The following is a 15,607-nucleotide window of genomic DNA, read 5'->3' as shown; positions in this document are numbered from 1 at the left end:
TTTTTATTTTTTATGAGGTTCTATATTGAATCTGATGAGGATTCGTTCACGGACAGGATCCTTCGCTGGGTTTTTTCTGAAAAGAATAGGGAGAGGTACCTGAAGTACTGGTGGATAATTTCAACGATTCGGATAGCTGTTGGAGTCAGCCTGCTCCTGCTCATGATTTTGGCTGGCTACAAGTTCACACATCACCCCTGGTAACGGAATCAGGCAGATGATCAGGGCTCTACACCTTTATCTGTTATAATAAAACTGCATCTCTCTCCTTCAGCTTTTGATCGGTGTTTTATCAGTGTTGCTATTCTTTCTCTGTTAACTTTTTCCAGCCCAACAATCGTTTTGGAGAGGTGGTCGAGAGATGGCCCCCCAAGGGGTTTAATCTCTCCACTCCTGACATCCGTGAACATCTGGTTTGTTACAACCACTGCGAGGTTGTACTTTCTCGCAAGGCCCAGAAGGAATGTGAGCTGGGAGGTAAGCTCCCTCTTAATTTTTATCTGCTTTTCATCGTTTTCCAGTTCGCTTCTATACAGCGCTGTAATTGAATCGACGACAATAAGATCAATTTTCTCGCTCCTGCATAGTTTTGAAGCCTCTCTTATTGCGGAACTCTGCTGCCTGAAGTTCATAACCTCATAGAGAAAGACATTGTTTAGAGCCTCCTTAATCTCGAATATCTGGTTAACCCTCTCCCTCGACAGTCCTTCGGTATCGATGTAGATCACCTTACCTTCATTCATGGCTGTGGTGTAGGTGAGCATGAGGCATATTGAGGTCTTGCCGGTGGCTGAGGGGCCATAGATCTGAGTTATTATCCCTTTTTCGACACCTCCTCCAAGGAGTCTGTCCAAACAGTCACTTCCGGTAGGTAGATTCATATTCGCTCACTTGTGTTGAATGATTTCAAAACCATTCTGTAAACTTCGGGAAGTGGTTTTCCAATCTCTTCTGAAATTCTTCTCACATCCTCAAATTCAGGCTTCGCAATTTTTTGATCTGGATAGGAAACCTTGAATCTAACTGTGAATTCCTTTCCGTGTACATTTATCTTAACCTCTCTGAAATGCCTTTCAGCCAGCATTCTGTGATATACTGGTATTATTCTAACACCCAGACTCCCGGTTTCGTGCATCATGACTCTCGCAACCTCTTCAGCCTTGCTAAAATCACATATGGCCTTCAAAATATATCCTGGCCTGTTCTTTTTGCCGAATACAGGTATTGCTGAGATATCATGGCAAATTTTTGTCAGAATATTCATCGCATTGCCCATAATCTCTCCGCTAACATCATCGATATTCGTTTCAACAATGGCGATGCTGTCATGAACGCTTGCCCTTCCAAGCATGATCCTCAGAACATTTGGCTTATCGGTATCTTTTTTTCCGGCTCCATAACTAACATCATCTACCGTGAAGGGGTGCTTGAGACAGCCATTTGAGAAGTAAGACAATATTGCTGATGCTGTTGGTGTGAACAATTCTTCATCTCCTATCCTGCCAAAGTAAACTTCAAGCTTGGAATTCTTGAGTATCTCGACCACTGCCGGTGCTGGTACTGGATACCTGCCATGATGCATTTCAATCTCTCCATAGCCGAGGTTGATCGGTGTTGTAAATATTTCATACCCTCTACTGATCAGCCTTGAAAATCCAAGAGCTGATGAGACGACATCGAATATTGCGTCATCACTACCAACTTCATGAAAAACTATCTCTTCGATATCTTTTCCATGAACTCTCGCTTCAGCTTCAGCCAGAATTCTGAAGATTTCGTATGTGGGTTGGTATATTTCCTTGAGTTCCTGGTCTTTTTTCAGCTTCTTTATGAGATTTTTAACATCGCTAAATTTTCTGTCAGTATTCCTGTCCAGAACATCCACCATTTTTGCCGAAATACCTTTTTTATTAACTGTTTTTACGCTAAATTCTATGTTTAGATCCAGCAGCTTAGCAATCCTGTCCAGATCTGATTCGCTCAGAGATATGCCGAGCAGTGAGGCTATGATCATATCTCCTGAAGCTCCGTTAAAGCAATCCACTATTGCAACTCTCATTCACAACCCCCGTCATTAGATATACCGCAAGACTTTTTATGCTCTTTATTTAAATTAGTTATTGGGCAAATATTGGATAAATAAGAATGATTTAAGGTTGAATATAGAAGGTGGCATAATGATAAAAAGCGTAAGATACAATACCATAGAGGTGATCACATGAAGCTAACACTGAAAGTCAATCAGGCGTATCCAAGCGATTCAGGAAGGGGTATAGCCCGTCTTGATCCGGATACGATGCTGAAGCTGAAAATCTCACCTGGAGATATAATCGAGATAAAGGGTAGAAGGGCTACAGTTGCAAAAGTATGGAGAGCCCCTAAAAGGGACTGGGGCAAGGGTATAATTAGAGTTGATAGGTTTATAAGGGAAAACTCTGGAGTTGGTATAGGAGATAGTGTTGAAGTTCGGAAAGTAGATTATGCTCCAGCTAAGCTCGTCATTCTTGCTCCTTTGAGGAAAATCGAGTTCAGAGTTTATGGAATGGATATCGGTGATTATCTAAAGCATCAACTTCTCAAGAGACCGCTCGTTGAGGGAGATCTTATCCCACTGGTTGGGGCTCCAGCCCTGACGGGCTTTGGCAAGTATGCCCAAAATCAGGGAGCTTTGGTTTTTGTAGCGGTTAAGACAGATCCAAAGGATGTTGTTATAATTGATGAGACAACCAAGGTTGTTTACAGAGAGAGGCCGGCTAAAGGTTTTGAGAGGATTGGAAGGGCAGGAGTAACATACGAGGATATTGGTGGTCTGAAAGAGGAACTGCAGAAGGTCAGGGAGGTTATAGAACTCCCTTTGAAGTATCCGGAGATCTTCCAGAGGCTTGGAATAGACCCACCTAAGGGAGTTCTGCTCCATGGCCCTCCGGGAACAGGAAAGACACTGATAGCTAGGGCAGTTGCTAACGAGATAGGAGCCTCTTTCTATACAATAAACGGGCCGGAGATAATGAGCAAGTTCTATGGTGAGAGTGAGCAGAGGCTCAGAGAGATCTTCGAAGAGGCGAAAGAAAACTCTCCATCAATAATATTCATCGATGAGATAGATGCCATAGCCCCCAGAAGAGATGAAGTCACAGGGGAGGTAGAGAGAAGAGTTGTTGCTCAGCTTCTGACCCTGATGGATGGACTTGAGGAGAGGGGGCAGGTTATAGTTATCGCAGCAACGAACAGGGTTGATGCTGTTGATCCTGCCTTGAGAAGGCCTGGAAGGTTCGACAGAGAGATTGAGATTGGTGTACCGGATAGGGAAGGAAGGTTCGAGATACTTCAGATTCATACAAGAAATATGCCTTTAGAGCCTGATTACAGCAGAGATCTTGTTTATGAGGCCTTGAAGTCTCTGAAGAAGAGCTATGCGATGGATGGGGATGAAGATCTGATCAGAGAAATCGACTTTGCGATCGAAGGAGTCAGTAAGCTCGAAACAAAGGAACAGATTAAAGATTTGATCTATTCTCTCTTCGATGAGACGATAATCGCTGAATTGGAGAGGGAAATAATCAAGAATATGCTCAAGCAGCTTGCAGATCAGACACATGGCTTCGTTGGAGCTGACATCGAAGCTCTATCAAAAGAGGCTGCGATGAAGGCTTTGAGAAAATATCTACCTCAGATCGACCTGAACAAAGATGAAATCCCTGCGGAGGTCTTGGAATCTATAAAGATTACGATAGATGACTTCAAAGAAGCTCTGAAAGAAATTGAGCCATCAGCACTGAGAGAGGTGCTCGTTGAGATACCGAAGGTTACATGGGAGGATGTTGGAGGACTGGAAGAGATCAAGAGGGAGATCGTAGAGGCTGTTGAGTGGCCGCTTAAGTATCCTGAGAAGTTCAAGAAGTTCTCGATAAAACCGCCCAAAGGTGTTCTGCTATACGGCCCGCCTGGCACAGGAAAGACGCTGATAGCTAAAGCGGTAGCTCATGAGACGGAGGCGAACTTTATAACTGTAAAGGGAAGTGAGTTGCTCAGCAAGTGGCTGGGTGAGAGTGAGAAGGCTGTGAGAAAGATATTCAGAAAAGCGCGACAGGTTGCACCGTGTATAATATTCTTCGATGAGATCGATGCCATTGCACAGATGAGAGGATTGGATGAGGGTAGCAGGGCAGTTGAGAGGGTTGTAAATCAGATACTGACTGAGATGGATGGATTGGAAGAGCTTGAGGAAGTCATCGTCCTTGGAGCTACAAACAGGCCAGACATCCTTGATCCAGCTTTACTGAGGCCGGGAAGATTCGATAGACTGGTTTATGTGAGACCTCCAGACAGAAGGAGCAGGCTTGCGATATTCAGGATTCACACAAGGGGTATGCCTCTTGGAGACGATGTTGATCTTGAGGAACTTGCGGATCTAACTGAGGGGTATGTTGGCGCTGACATCGAGGCGGTATGTAGGGAGGCAGTCATGCTTGCTTTGAGAGAGGATCTTAATGCTGAAGTGGTCGAGATGAGACACTTCTTGGAGGCTTTGAAGAAGGTAAAGCCGAGCGTTACAGATTCGATGCTCAGCTTCTACGAGAGGTTCGAGGAGAAAGCGAGACAGGAGAGACAGAAGGTTACGGCCAGATCATTTCTGGGCTATGGATAATCTCTTCACATTTTATATTTATACTCAAACCCCTCGCTGCTAGGTTTTTTCAGAAAAATATCGCTTGGCCATCAATTGGAGTTTTGAGTTTAGCTAGATTATTTGCAGAGTGGAATTTTCGGGATACTACAAATCGGGAATAAGAAACATTTATTAATGGTTTTGGATATCAAACACTTGATGGTGCTCGCCAAAACGCTTTCGAAAAAAATGGTTTTGATGTCGGACGGGACTGAAGTTGGTATGGTTTACAATGTAACTGCCGATCTCAAAACCGGGATGCTCATCGATTTGATAGTGAAGCCAGGACAGAAACCACTGCCGGATCTCGAGAAAACAGATAACTATTACATAATTCCTTTTGAAGCTGTTAAATCGATTAGCCATTATGTAGTACTTGACAAAAAGAAGCTGTTGAAGGGCTAGATGAGAGATTACATCTTTCCACCATTAATATTTCCTTTATTTCTGATTCTGATATTCTTTCCGTTCTTACTCCTGATTTTCTTCCTCACAACACCAAAGGTTTTCCAGATCCTGTTCGGATTGAGCTATTCTCAGGCCTTGACAGTGTTCTTCATGATAGTAATCGGAAGCTTCATCAACATACCGCTTGTTGAGAAAGAGGGAAAAGAGGTTGTGAGGGAGTACAACTTTTTCGGAATAATATATCAGGTGAGGCAGAGGAGCAAGATGACGGTTGCAGTAAATCTGGGCGGCTGTATCTTTCCATCTCTGATTGCGGTCAAGCTCTTGCTCTCATTACCTTTAACTCCGTGGATAATAGCGTTCATCCTGACATCCATAATTATCTACTTCAACGCTAAACCCGTGAGGGGAGTTGGAATAGCCGTTCCGATGTTTCTGCCGCCGTTGATATCCGTTCTGACCTCTTACTTCATAATATCCTTCTTCGGGCTCGATATGTACTTGCTTCCAAAGTTTGCATATGCTGTTGGTGTACTTGCTGTCCTTTTCGGTGCTGATATTCTCCATCTAAAAGACCTCGAGAAAATAGGAAGCGGTGTGATCAGCATCGGTGGTGCTGGCACATTCGATGGGATCTTTCTCACCGGAATTTTTTCGGTGATACTTTCTGTACTGCTATTTTAACGATTTGAAAAATTATTTAACTTAATATTAAAGATATTACATTGGGTGATGCATATGCCGAAGCTGTTCACACAGGAATGGATAGAGAAATATATGGAGGTTTTGAACACGAGCAAGGAATATGAGAATGCTGCGAAGGATTGGGAAGGAGACTTTCTTTTCGTGATAGAACCGGATGACGAGCTTGACTCTCCAAAATATGCGTACATAGACCTTTATCATGGAAAGGCGAGAAAGGGTTTTGTTGTTAACGACCCATCTGAAGTGAACCCGGCCTATGTTTTCAGCGGGAAGTTCTCAAACTGGAAGAAGCTGTTGAATGGAGAGATTGATCCCATAAAGGGTCTGATAACGAGGAAGTTCACATTGAAGGGCAACATGGCGAAGGTTATGAGGTACGCCAAGGCTGCCAAGGTGCTGGTTGACTGCACGAGAAAGGTTGAAACTGAGTTTTAATTGATATCGGGGATCTGTATGTGGTGGTTTGCATCACCAAAAATAGCATTTGGAGAAGATTCTCTCGACTTCCTTGAAACCCTCGATGGTAAAGCTATGATAGTTACAGACGAAAACCTGGTCAAATCCGGGGTTGTTGACAAGGTTACAAAGAGGTTGAACCTTGAGTACGAGGTATTCGATAAAGTTGAACCAGATCCATCGTTTGAAATCGTCATGGAGGGAGTTGAGTTCGCGAAAAGAGTAAAGCCGGATTACATCATCGGTGTTGGAGGGGGCTCATCCCTCGATACTGCTAAGGGAATCAGGCTCATATACGAGAATCCCGATCTCGATCCTGAGGAGGTCTCTCCGTGGACTGATGTTAAAAGTGGAGAGGTTAAGCTGATTCTAATCCCTACAGCGAGTGGTAGCGGGAGTGAAGGATCCAATGCCATAGTCCTGACCAAGAAGGATGAGGGCAGGAAAATAGCATCCATCCATCCGGCGGTTATGGCCGATTATGCAATAGTTGATCCGGAGATGGTCAGGGAGCTGCCTGAGAAGGTGGCGGTGTTCACAGGCTTGGATGCACTCTCCCATGCTATGGATGCTTATGTCTCTGCATGGAAGAATGATTTCACCGATGGCTTATGCATCCAGGCCTGCAAGCTACTCTTCAAATACCTACCAAGGGCTTGCAGGGATAGAAGCGACAGTGAGGCTGTGGAGAAGGTTCACAATGCTGCAACCCTCGCTGGACTGGCGATAGGTAGCTCTCAGGCTGGTTTATCGCACTCTATCGGCCACTCTCTTGGGGCGGTATTTCATATCCCTCATGGCTTCGCCTGTGGTGTTGCATTGCCTTATACAACGCAGTACTACTCGAAGTTCGTGAGAGAGCAGTATGACGAGCTTGCATACCATATTGGCTTCAGGGATTGTGAGGAGCTGATCGACAAAACAAAGGAGTTGCTCGCATCCCTGAACACTCCACTCAGCTACAAGGATCTGCTGGAGGAGTATGGCATAAGCGAAAAAGAATTCCTTGAAAGGCTTGATGAACTGGTTTACAAAGCCAGCACGGACAACACAATTGTTACGCTGGAGGAAGCTCCAGATGAGGAAGATCTCAGGATGCTATTCCTTTACATCTTCGAAGGAAAGGATGTTGATTTTTGAGGCTTTATTTTTGAGGTGTTGGGTATGTTTGCTTATGCTGGAAGGATACTGAAGGTAAATCTTGAAAAAGGCTCTGCGGAGGTTATGGATCTTGATGAAGATGTGGCTAAAAATTACATAGGCGGAAGTGGTTTTGGAGCGTATTTTCTGTACAGGATGAAGGTGTACGATGCAGAACCTTTTTCGGATAGCAATGTGCTTGGGATATTCAACGGACCCCTTTCAGGTACTATCGCTCCATCAACGAGCAGGTTGGAGTTCTGTGCCAAATCCCCGCTAACCGGGATATGGGGTGAGTCGAACTCTGGAGGGAAATTCTCAGCATTTCTTAAATTTGCCGGATGGGATGGGATCATAATAGAAGGGAAGTCTGAAAAGCCGGTTTATCTGCTGATCAATCCGGATACTGCTGAGATTAGATCTGCTGATGGAATATGGGGTTTGGGATGCTATGACTCGCAGAAAGAGATAGAGAAGGAGGTTGGAGAGAGCAGGATATCCACAGCGGTAATCGGGCAGGCTGGTGAGAACCTTGTCAGATATGCTTGTGTTCAGCTTGATAACTCGAGACATGCTGGGAGAACTGGTATGGGTGCTGTGATGGGCTCAAAGAAACTTAAAGGCATTGCTGTGGTGTATGATAAAATGGAGATAGAGCTTGCAGATGAGGAGAGGTTCAAGGAGGAAGTTTCAGCTCTAAACGAAAGAATAGATAACAACTTCACATGCAACATGTTCAGGGAAATTGGAACATCCGGCTATGTTGAGACATCAGAGATGTTTGGTGATCTGCCAGTCAAGTATTTCACTCAGGGAACATTTGAGAAAGCTTCCGATATCTCGGGAACAAAGATGGCGGAGGAGTACCTCAAGAGAAGCGATGGCTGCTTTGGCTGTAGGGTTAGATGTGGCACGGTTGTGGAGATAGATGGGAGAAGTATTCATGGCCCGGAATACGAGACGATAGCGAGCTTTGGCTCACTCCAGCTTGTTGATGACCTTAAATCCCTGATAGAGATAAACTACCTCGCAAACGATTTTGGTCTTGATACGATAAGTGCCGGGGTTACGATAGCATTTGCAATGTTTCTGACAGACAACGGAGTTTACGATTTTTCTATCAGGTGGGGAGATGCTGAGGGGGTTAAGAAACTGATTGAAGAAATAGCCTTCAGAAAGAACAGGGGAGAGATTCTGGCTGAGGGAACGAGGTTCATTGGCAATAAGTTTTCTGTGGAAAATCTGGCAGCAAATGTCAAGGGACTGGAGATCCCGATGCACGATCCAAGGGCTTTTGCGAGCTTGGCAGCAGCATACGCCATGCATAACAGGGGAGCATGCCATCTGCCTCACCAGATGTACAACATCGAGATGGGATTGAAGGTGAAAGAGTATGGTATTGTAAGTGATGACAGATTCTCTTCTGAGAATAAGGGAGTTATAACTGCCAGAATGCAGAACTACACCGAACTCTATAACTGTGTTACGATGTGTGCATTTATGCCGGTAAAGCCAGCCCAGATGGCAAATCTGCTGAAGTACAGCACAGGGTTTGATTTCGATGTGAACAGCATATATCTCGCTGGAGAGAGGATATACAACCTGAAAAGGATGTTCAATGTAAAATGCGGGATAACTGCCAGAGATGACACACTGCCGGAAATAGTCATGAAGCCCCTTGAAGGTGGAAGCGAAGGAAATGTTCCCGATTTTGAGCTGCAGAAGAAAGAGTACTACATCGAGAGAGGTTGGGACGATAATGGAGTTCCAAAGCCAGAAAAGCTGAAAGCACTCGGTCTGGATTGGGTTTTAAATTAACGATCTGATCGTTCAATCTTTTAGTTTTTTTATAAAAAATAAATAAAATAATTATTCTGCCATCAACGCATAAGCCTTTCCGAGGTCTGTCAAGATTATCTTGACATTCTTACCTTCTCTTCTCATCTCAATCAGTCCATCCTCTTCCAATCCCTTCAGATGATAGCTCATTCTCGCTCTCTGGGCCATGTATTTCTTCTGGTCTCCTGTCCTACCTTCAAGCAAGTCTATGAGCTTGTTGATAGATTCAACCTCTCCGCCATTGTTGTCTATCAGTTTTATAATTACGACTTTGTCGTTGCTGATCTTCTTCAGCGGTGGAATGGGTATTTCAATAACCCTGTCAATGCCAACCTCCTTGCCATCCTCATACTTCGGAAGGGCTATGTATATTCTGCTTCCAGAAAGCTGTGCAGCAATATAGCACGAAATAACCAGTGTTCTCGGAGAGTCTGTAGCGTTTATCAGAACCTCATTACCCTCTGTAAGCTCCTTTTTAATCACCTTTATTATTTCTAGGGCAGCAGCATAAACATTCAGTTTGTTCACATATATTCTATCGACATCTATCAGCACTTTAAGTGTATTCTCGATCTCATCGGCGTTTTTGTAGATCTCTTTTTCACCGCTTAAGCTCTCGTCCTTTCCAAGTACCATGTACACTTTCTGTATCGGATATCCACTCTGCCTTATACTGTCAAGCATTCTTTCCTTATTAACACCGACTGGTATTATATGAACCATCTTGGACATATTACTATAACGAACATAACAATAAATAAATTTTTCCATTAACAAAACAAATTAAGACACGATTTAAACTGCTAATCCTAAAAGAACTTATTTTTTCAGTCTTATGATTTGGGTTGGTAGCAATATATATGGAGAATTAAATGTAACTTTACTATATGACCAGAAAATCCTATTCTTCCAAGAATTTGGTTATAATAATTAATTGTTAAAATTTATTAAACTTTAACTATTTTACAAGTATTGTGCTAAATAATGGAATTGAGATGCGAAGGTTAAGACTTTCTACTCCTTATTGCTGATATCAGGGCTGCAATAAGGAGTGGACACACCTCGAATCCGGGTATCTCGGGTATGTTCTTCAGATTGAGTTTTTCTTCGGTTGTGCTCTTTGTAGCAATTTCTGTGGTTGTTGGAATAGCTGTTGGAGTTGTGTGGGATGCAGGACTTGAAGTTTTTTGCTCGGTTTGGGATTTGGGTTTTTGAGTCTGCTCTGCTATGGGAGTCTGTTCGGTTTTAGCTGGCTGTACGGTATTTACTGGCTGTTGAGTAGGTTGTACAGTAGGTTGTACCCCGTTCTGGGCGTTGTTTGCAGGATCTGTCAATCCTGAACTGCCGGTACTTGCAGAACCGGTATCTGGAGAGCCTTTAGTGAGCACTTTCACAGAACCATCAACCGTTTCAGGATATACCGTTTTGAAATCAGAAGTGCTCAGGCTGGCTGTGATATGCAGATGTGTTTCACCTTTTAAAGCTGTGAAGCTGTATATCGCTATCAAATCATTTTTAAAGGTTCTCGCATCACCGCATATTATGGCAACCCTTCCAAAACCCCTAGTATTGTTTATATTATTGAATTTAAAACACTTTGAGAAATTTTTTCCAGCACTTATGCCATTCAGTTTGATTACTGATGGGTCGAACTGAATGTTTAGATCTATCCCAGCTATCGAATCGAAGTAACTACCATAAACCTTTACCTTAAAGTTCTCTCCTTCTTTTACTGTTTGTGTGCTGGTATAAACTTTTTGGGCTGAAACTGGTACTAATGCGATCATAAGGATCAGTAGAATCAGATATCTCTTCATGATTCTCACCAGTTTTTGGAGCATATATCAATGATTCTATATCAAACTTACTGTTTACGGTTAAGATTTATTATATTTACTTCATATTGTGTATGTGGATCTGTTTGTAATACTGGTGTGATGGGTTTGTATTCTTGAGCAATCCCTGAATAAACCGGAAAATTTGTTTGGAGTAGGTAGAGGATTCTTGCGAGAGCTTATCGAGTGCATAGGGATTCATATTTCCTCTTTATCTCTAAAAGTGCTATTTCGGAAATACAATTTCCTCTCCATCCAAAAAACTTTAAAACCCTTTGGATGACTTTCCCATAGTGATGGAAATGCCCCATAACATACCAGTGAAAGAAATTATGACGAGAGAAGTTTGTACAGCCAGTCTTGAAGATTCCTTGCTCAATGCATCGAGAAAAATGCTTGAATGTGGTGTTGGGAGTATTGTAGTGTTGGATAACGGAAATCCCGTTGGAATCGTTACCGAGAAGGATATTTTGGAGAAAGTAGTATCGAGAAATAAAACCCCTTCAGAGGTTTTGCTTAAGGATATAATGACAACACCGCTAATTGTGATAAACCCGATGACGAGCCTGAGGGAGGCAGCCCAAATAATGCTCAAAAAGGGAATCAGGAGGTTGCCCATCGTAAATGAAAACAGGCTTGTTGGGATAATAACGGACAACGATATTTTGAGTGTCTCGCTGGATCTGATAGAGTCCAACGAGATTAAAAACTATAAGATGCTCTTGAGAGAGAGTGAGTATGAGGATGTCAGGTTTGGCAAGTGTGAGAAATGCGGGAAGTTCTATGATAATCTTGTCGAGTATAATGGTCTGAAGCTCTGTGAGGACTGTGCAGAGCTTAACGAGGGATGATTTATTCTGGTGATATGATGTATAAAGACTACGCAGGAAAGCCTACGAGGGAGAAGAAAAACTCAGCAAAGCTGAAAGAAGGAGAAATAATGGACTACTGCACGAAGAGTGTCGTTACGATACCACCAACATCCACGATAATGTCTGCAGTGAAGTCGATGATGAAGTACAATTTCAGAAGGATGCCCATAGCGGACCCAGGAACAAAGAGGCTTGAAGGAATTATAACGGTCACGGATATAATAAACTTCTTTGGAGGGGGGCAGAAGTACCAGATCGTTCAGAACAGATATGATGGAAATCTGATGGCTGCAGTCAACGAAGAGGTTGAGGCCATAATGGAAGGAGATGTGATAAGCATCGATTTTACATCTTCTCTTGAAGATGCAATTGAGCTAATGCTAAAGAAAAGGGTTGGTGGTTGCCCTGTTGTTGATAGAGATAATATAATTCTTGGCATAATAACCGAGAAGGATGTCCTGAGCTATTTGTCGGAAAATGGAGAAATTGATGGTTTTGTTAGGAATTATATGACGAAGGGCGTCATAACAGCCAGTCCTGATACTACTGTAGAGGAAGCCATGAAACTGATGATCTCAAGGAAGATGAGAAGACTTCCTGTGATTAGGGATGGTATATTCGTTGGATTGGTCACTGCAAGAGAAATTTTGAGGTATTTTGGGAGTGGAGAGGCCTTCAAAATGCTGATAACCGGTGACATCAAGGAAGCCCTGAATCAGCCCCTGTCTCACATACTATCCAACGAGAATCTTAGAGTGTACAAGGAGCCACTGCTCGTGCCTCCGGATGAGAGAATTTCCGATCTTGTGAAGCTTATGAAAGGATCAGGATACGGTGTGGCTCTCGTTGTCAATAATGGAAACCTTGAAGGTATAATCACCGAGAGAGACCTCATAAGGTTCCTGTATTCCAAAATGTAGATGAAATTCGTTGCGGAAGCTTTACACCTGTCTCCTCCAGCTGCGAAAAGGCTGGAGGAGAGAAACCTCCTGAGAGAAGCTTTTGTTAAACACTCTTTTTTTCATGATATCGTCTCTGCATACAAGCTCGAGAAAAAGTTTGGTGGATTTGAAGAGGGTACGCTTATAGCAAAAACAAAGCATGGTTTGGAAGTAGTCAGAGGATATCCGAAGATAAGGAGGGCTTTAACACTTCATCCAACAATAAAAAAGCATTTCAGGGATGAGGTGGTTGTTGAGGAAAAGATGAACGGGTATAATGTAAGGATTGTTAACTTTGGCAGCAATCTATATGCAATAACGAGAAGGGGTTTCATCTGTCCATATACTACAGAAAAAGCGAGGGAGATGATTGACAGCTCTTTTTTCAGACATTATCCAGAACTCATGCTTTGCTGTGAGGTTGTGGGTAAAGAGTCCCCATTTGTGGTTAAGGACATCTACGGCACCGATCTGGACTTTTATATATTTGATGTGAGGGAGAAAAGGTCTAACAGATCTCTATCAATTGATAATAAAATGAAAATTGCAGAGGAGTATGGGTTTAAATTAGCTCCGATTCTGGAGAGATGTGATACAAATGTAGCTCATGAGGTTTGCAGAGATATTATTGAGCGAATAGGGAACGAGGGTAGAGAGGGGATAGTTTTAAAGGATCCTGAAATGAAGATAAATCCGATAAAATATACAACAAGTGAATCCAATGCCACGGATTTATACTTTGCTTTCAGATACTTCAACGACTATGGAAAGGATTTCATGCTTTCAAGACTTGTAAGGGAAGCGTTTCAGAGCTTCGAATTTAATGAAAACGAAAGCAAATTCAAAGAAAGGTGTGAAAGGATAGGAAAGGCAATTCTGGAATCTATGATTAAAAGCGTAATTGATGTCAGTTGCGGAAGGGAAGTCTCTGAACATCACAGACTGAGATTCAGCAGCCTTGAAGTACTTGAACTCTTCAAGGTACATCTGATTAGGATGGGTGTTGATGTCAGGTTCAGCGATCCATACCACGATGGCGAAAAGTATGTTCTCGAATTCAGAAGGATCATGCGAAGCACGACAGATAAAATATCACACCATTTGAAGGGAAACCTCTGGTAGATACCACAATTGTCTTTGTTGTGAGTTAATTCGGGAAATCGAATGAGTTCTATGAGAAATCTGAGAGAGAAGGTTTGATAGCATTCATGACATCCATGATGTTGTTGCAGTACACATAGGAAAAAATCGGTATCACATGCATATGATGGGAACATGAGCGGTTCAGAGGCTGACGAGCTATCTTCCAAATTGGGGGAAAGGATAATGCGAGAAATGCTGGAAGTGGGTGATTTATAAACTCATATCTGTTCTGAAACAAGTGGAAAACTCAGGAAAATCGGTTGATAGAACTTTACTTATTGCTGTGTATAGATCTCTTATCCTGAATGGTTTTGTCAGTACGGTTGTATCTTTACCCAATTTTTTGACTTCCCTGATTATCGATTCTGAAAAGGGAGAAAGCACAATTATCTTTGAATTCTGGAAGTTACTCGTGATCTCGTCTATTAACTCCATGCCATGTTTATCACGCATGACGAGATCTATGAAGGACAGGTGGGGTTTCACCTCAGCATACTTTTGAAAAGCTTCTTTACCACTGGTTGTTTTGTACACCACAACATTGAAATTTGGATACTGGTTGAAAAAATGTACTATCATTTTTTCGATGATTTCTACCAGTGCCTTTTCGTCATCAGCTATTAGGATTTTTATAGCTTTGCTCTCTTCGTCTTCTTTCATCGGGTTGCCACCACTATTTTATTTATAGTATTTATTGATAATATTTAGAACTTCTTATTGTGGTGTATCTTGGTCAGTTTTTTAATAGCTGGTCTGTTTTTTTAAAATTTTCGGTAAAATTGAAGACTGGTTGCAAGTTCTGATCTGGTTCTTACGAGGGAGGCGTTCACGTATCCAGCCTTAATCTCAGCAGATGAGATGATCTTTCTCACGCATGACGTCTTGCCGGTTGCGGGAGGGCCTATGCAGACGGTATCGATGGCATTCATCCCCGACAGCATGGGCTTCAGATTTGATGTGAGAGCCCTGAGCTGGGCATCCTTGGGTAGTGTGATTTTCTGGTGCCTAATTGTGGTGGGAAGAATTCGGTGCCTCTCGGTTTTATGGGAAAATCCGGTGCCCAGTTATGTACTCCGTTAGTTAACTTATGCAGACCGCACAATTGATCGTTCTAACCAACAAACGTTTTTATCACCTCCTTTGCAGTAAATATTTTCTTTAGCCTCAAAATCGTGTAAAATGAACTTTTTTCGGGATCATCGGTATGTAAAACGGATATTTTCTTTCCTATGGATCTTCTGAGCTTTTGTGCCATTTCTGTGCTACAATTGATTTTTATTATATCTCCGTTCCTAAATCTGAGTTTTATCACTTTATGGCCTACTTCGACATCCTCAAGATGTCCTATGTATTCGGAACAGATCTCCAATCGAACACCATTACTCAGTTTATGGCGTTCGGAGGCTATATTGACCATGATATTGGTTCTGCATGGAGTTTTAAAATTTATTATAATTTAATAAAAATTGAAAGTTAAATTAATAGAAATATAAATGCAGAAAAATTCTATCAACTGAATTCTTGATCCTAAAGAATTTCAAGTACATAAACTGAAAAAGAATTAATTATTAAATATATTAACTATAATATAATAACATA

Annotated in this window: 17 protein-coding genes; 10 read left to right on the top strand and 7 right to left on the bottom strand. The window is 42.3% G+C overall.

Features of this window, described 5'->3' with window-relative positions; all coding sequences use genetic code 11:
* Positions 1–12: 12 nt before the first annotated feature.
* Complete coding sequence (locus ASULF_RS10690; protein ID WP_015591739.1) at positions 13–204, top strand: hypothetical protein; 192 nt, start codon at positions 13–15, stop codon at positions 202–204.
* Positions 205–221: 17 nt separating this feature from the next.
* Here the strand turns inward: ASULF_RS10690 and radB are convergent, their stop codons facing one another.
* Both radB and larC read right to left on the bottom strand, forming a co-directional pair.
* The gene (radB, locus tag ASULF_RS10685) at positions 222–854 is read right to left on the bottom strand and encodes a DNA repair and recombination protein RadB (protein ID WP_236609687.1); all 633 of its coding nucleotides are present in this window, start codon (positions 852–854) and stop codon (positions 222–224) included.
* A 23-nt stretch (positions 855–877) separates the two neighbouring features.
* Positions 878–2,059 carry a nickel pincer cofactor biosynthesis protein LarC gene (gene larC / locus ASULF_RS10680; protein ID WP_015591737.1) on the bottom strand — a complete coding sequence of 394 codons (1,182 nt, stop codon included), beginning with the start codon at positions 2,057–2,059 and terminating at the stop codon, positions 878–880.
* A 159-nt stretch (positions 2,060–2,218) separates the two neighbouring features.
* On the opposite strand from larC, the gene ASULF_RS10675 reads away from it, so the two are divergent.
* The 6 genes from ASULF_RS10675 to ASULF_RS10650 all read left to right on the top strand — a co-directional run bounded on the left by ASULF_RS10675 (position 2,219) and on the right by ASULF_RS10650 (position 9,196).
* Positions 2,219–4,648, top strand: coding sequence for a CDC48 family AAA ATPase (locus tag ASULF_RS10675; protein WP_015591736.1), 2,430 nt, complete (start codon positions 2,219–2,221; stop codon positions 4,646–4,648).
* Between the two features lie 180 nt (positions 4,649–4,828).
* Positions 4,829–5,074 carry a PRC-barrel domain-containing protein gene (locus tag ASULF_RS10670; protein WP_015591735.1) on the top strand — a complete coding sequence of 82 codons (246 nt, stop codon included), beginning with the start codon at positions 4,829–4,831 and terminating at the stop codon, positions 5,072–5,074.
* Positions 5,075–5,761, top strand: a complete 687-nt coding sequence (locus ASULF_RS10665; protein ID WP_015591734.1) for a DUF1614 domain-containing protein — start codon at positions 5,075–5,077, stop codon at positions 5,759–5,761. It begins immediately after the preceding gene.
* Between the two features lie 54 nt (positions 5,762–5,815).
* Positions 5,816–6,217 carry an SCP2 sterol-binding domain-containing protein gene (locus ASULF_RS10660; RefSeq protein WP_015591733.1) on the top strand — a complete coding sequence of 134 codons (402 nt, stop codon included), beginning with the start codon at positions 5,816–5,818 and terminating at the stop codon, positions 6,215–6,217.
* A gap of 18 nt (positions 6,218–6,235) precedes the next feature.
* Positions 6,236–7,378, top strand: coding sequence for an iron-containing alcohol dehydrogenase (locus ASULF_RS10655; protein WP_015591732.1), 1,143 nt, complete (start codon positions 6,236–6,238; stop codon positions 7,376–7,378).
* A 24-nt stretch (positions 7,379–7,402) separates the two neighbouring features.
* Positions 7,403–9,196 carry an aldehyde ferredoxin oxidoreductase family protein gene (locus tag ASULF_RS10650; RefSeq protein ID WP_015591731.1) on the top strand — a complete coding sequence of 598 codons (1,794 nt, stop codon included), beginning with the start codon at positions 7,403–7,405 and terminating at the stop codon, positions 9,194–9,196.
* Positions 9,197–9,247: 51 nt separating this feature from the next.
* Here ASULF_RS10650 and ASULF_RS10645 read toward each other — a convergent pair whose 3' ends face one another.
* Both ASULF_RS10645 and ASULF_RS10640 read right to left on the bottom strand, forming a co-directional pair.
* Positions 9,248–9,949 (bottom strand): HFX_2341 family transcriptional regulator domain-containing protein, encoded by a 702-nt coding sequence (locus tag ASULF_RS10645; protein ID WP_015591730.1) that lies wholly within the window; start codon positions 9,947–9,949, stop codon positions 9,248–9,250.
* A gap of 272 nt (positions 9,950–10,221) precedes the next feature.
* Complete coding sequence (locus ASULF_RS10640) at positions 10,222–11,034, bottom strand: cohesin domain-containing protein (protein ID WP_015591729.1); 813 nt, start codon at positions 11,032–11,034, stop codon at positions 10,222–10,224.
* A 314-nt stretch (positions 11,035–11,348) separates the two neighbouring features.
* On the opposite strand from ASULF_RS10640, the gene ASULF_RS10635 reads away from it, so the two are divergent.
* Genes ASULF_RS10635 through ASULF_RS10625 form a run of 3 tightly spaced genes read left to right on the top strand, consistent with a single transcriptional unit; the run spans position 11,349 to position 13,987 of the window.
* On the top strand, positions 11,349–11,903 hold the full coding sequence (locus ASULF_RS10635) for a CBS domain-containing protein (protein ID WP_048098241.1): 555 nt from the start codon (positions 11,349–11,351) through the stop codon (positions 11,901–11,903).
* Between the two features lie 17 nt (positions 11,904–11,920).
* Positions 11,921–12,844 (top strand): CBS domain-containing protein, encoded by a 924-nt coding sequence (locus ASULF_RS10630; RefSeq protein ID WP_015591727.1) that lies wholly within the window; start codon positions 11,921–11,923, stop codon positions 12,842–12,844.
* The gene (locus ASULF_RS10625) at positions 12,845–13,987 is read left to right on the top strand and encodes an RNA ligase (protein ID WP_015591726.1); all 1,143 of its coding nucleotides are present in this window, start codon (positions 12,845–12,847) and stop codon (positions 13,985–13,987) included.
* A gap of 231 nt (positions 13,988–14,218) precedes the next feature.
* Here the strand turns inward: ASULF_RS10625 and ASULF_RS10620 are convergent, their stop codons facing one another.
* From ASULF_RS10620 to ASULF_RS10615, 3 genes are all read right to left on the bottom strand, one after another.
* Positions 14,219–14,668 carry a response regulator gene (locus ASULF_RS10620; RefSeq protein ID WP_015591725.1) on the bottom strand — a complete coding sequence of 150 codons (450 nt, stop codon included), beginning with the start codon at positions 14,666–14,668 and terminating at the stop codon, positions 14,219–14,221.
* Between the two features lie 101 nt (positions 14,669–14,769).
* On the bottom strand, positions 14,770–14,949 hold the full coding sequence (locus ASULF_RS12085; RefSeq protein ID WP_236609686.1) for a hypothetical protein: 180 nt from the start codon (positions 14,947–14,949) through the stop codon (positions 14,770–14,772).
* Positions 14,950–15,119: 170 nt separating this feature from the next.
* Complete coding sequence (locus ASULF_RS10615; RefSeq protein ID WP_015591724.1) at positions 15,120–15,425, bottom strand: hypothetical protein; 306 nt, start codon at positions 15,423–15,425, stop codon at positions 15,120–15,122.
* Positions 15,426–15,607 lie beyond the last annotated feature (182 nt).

It is taken from the genome of Archaeoglobus sulfaticallidus PM70-1 (assembly GCF_000385565.1).
GTDB lineage: Archaea > Halobacteriota > Archaeoglobi > Archaeoglobales > Archaeoglobaceae > Archaeoglobus_A > Archaeoglobus_A sulfaticallidus.
Note: the sequence above shows the minus strand (reverse complement) of the source record. Positions and strands in the feature narration are given on the sequence as shown.